Origin of the sequence: Vogesella fluminis (assembly GCF_014652335.1) — a bacterium.
Classification (GTDB): domain Bacteria; phylum Pseudomonadota; class Gammaproteobacteria; order Burkholderiales; family Chromobacteriaceae; genus Vogesella; species Vogesella fluminis.
The window spans coordinates 1-1,691 of sequence record NZ_BMYP01000097.1; the positions used below are offsets into that span (position 1 = coordinate 1).

Below are 1,691 nucleotides of genomic sequence, written 5' to 3' on the forward strand. Positions count from 1 at the left end.
TCGACCGCACGGGCTCTGACGTTCTATGGCGGCGTGCCGGCGCTGATCGTCCCCGACAATCCCCGTGCCTTGATCGGCGACGCCAACCGCTACGAACCGCGCAGTCACGATACCGTGCTCGACTTCGCCCGCCACTATGGCACCTCGTTTCTGCCGGCTCGCCCCTACCACCCGCAAGACAAGGCCAAGGCCGAATCGGCGGTGCAGATCGTCGAGCGCTGGATACTGGCCCGCCTGCGCCACCAGTCTTTCGCCACCATTCATGCGGTCAACGCAGCCATTCTGCCGCTGCTCAAACAACTGAACGACAAGCCGTTCCAGAAGTTGCCCGGCAGCCGTGCCAGCGCCTTTGCCCAGTTGGATGCGCCGGCACTGCAGCCCTTGCCGTTGTTGCGTTACGAGTTGGCTCGCTTCAAGTCCGTCAAGGTCCACATGGATTACCACATCGAAGTCGAACGCCATCGCTACAGCGTTCCCCATGCCCTGGTTGGTCAGATGCTGGAAGCCCGGATCACCCACACGACCGTCGAGCTGCTGCACCGGGGTCACCGTGTTGCCAGCCATGCCCGCAATCAGCGGGTTGGCGGGTTCACGACTGACGCCACCCACATGCCGGCGGCACATCGCGCCCATATGGAGTGGACGCCCCAGCGTCTGATTCACTGGGGCGAAAGCATCGGACCGGCCACGGCGGAATGCGTGACGCGCCTGATCACCGAGAACAAACACCCCGAACACGGCTATCGCGCCTGCCTGGGTCTGCTGTCGCTGGCTAAACGCTACGGTCGGCCTCGGCTGGAAGCGGCCTGCACCGTGGCGCTACAACTGGGGGCGTGCCAATACCGCCATGTGCGCGACATCCTGGCCAACAATCGGGATCGAGGCGCCTCGCCGGACAGCTGTGACTGGATCAGCCCTGAACACGCGCATGTCCGCGGCCCCGGCTACTACCAATAAAGGCGTTCATCATGATGATGCATCAAACCCTGACGCAACTGCGCGCACTGAAACTGGATGGGCTGGCCACCGGGCTGGAAGAGCAGCTGGGCTTGCCGGGTATGGCCGGCATGAGCTTTGAAGAGCGGTTGGCCATGCTGGTTGACCGCGAGGTGCACCACCGCAACGACCGCAAGCTGATGCGACTGCTGAAGAATGCGCGACTGAAATATGGACAAGCGGCGATTGAAGACATCGACAGTCGGCCGGGCCGTGGCATTAACCGGCGCGAGGTAATGAGTCTGGCTCTGGGGGACTGGGTCGGCGCGGGTCACAGCGTACTGATCACCGGCCCCACCGGCGCCGGCAAGTCGTGGCTGGCCTGTGCGCTGGCCCAGTACGCCTGCCGACGCGGTCATTCGGTGCTGTATCAACGGGTCCCGCGCCTGCAGGAAGAACTGCGCATCCGGCACGGCAGTGGCACCTTCGGCAAATGGCTGCTCCAGCTGGCCAAGACCGACGTTCTCGTCTTGGACGACTGGGGCATGAGCACCATCGACAGCCAGACCCGGTCGGACCTGCTGGAGATGATTGATGACCGCACCGGCCACAAGGCAACGATCATCACCAGCCAGTTGCCCATCGAACACTGGCACGCCTGGATCGGTGACGCCACGATCGCCGATGCGATTCTGGACCGACTGATGCAGCACCATCACCGGCTCACGTTAACCGGGGACTCACTGCGAATGAAG

General features: G+C 63.5%; 2 protein-coding genes. Both read left to right on the forward strand.

Annotated features, from left to right (window positions below; all coding sequences use genetic code 11):
* The coding region (locus IE083_RS15550; protein ID WP_189354943.1) for a Mu transposase domain-containing protein at positions 1-957 on the forward strand (957 nt) is incomplete at its 5' end.
* Between the two features lie 11 nt (positions 958-968).
* On the forward strand, positions 969-1,691 hold a 723-nt coding region (istB, locus tag IE083_RS15555; protein ID WP_189354944.1), incomplete at its 3' end, for an IS21-like element helper ATPase IstB.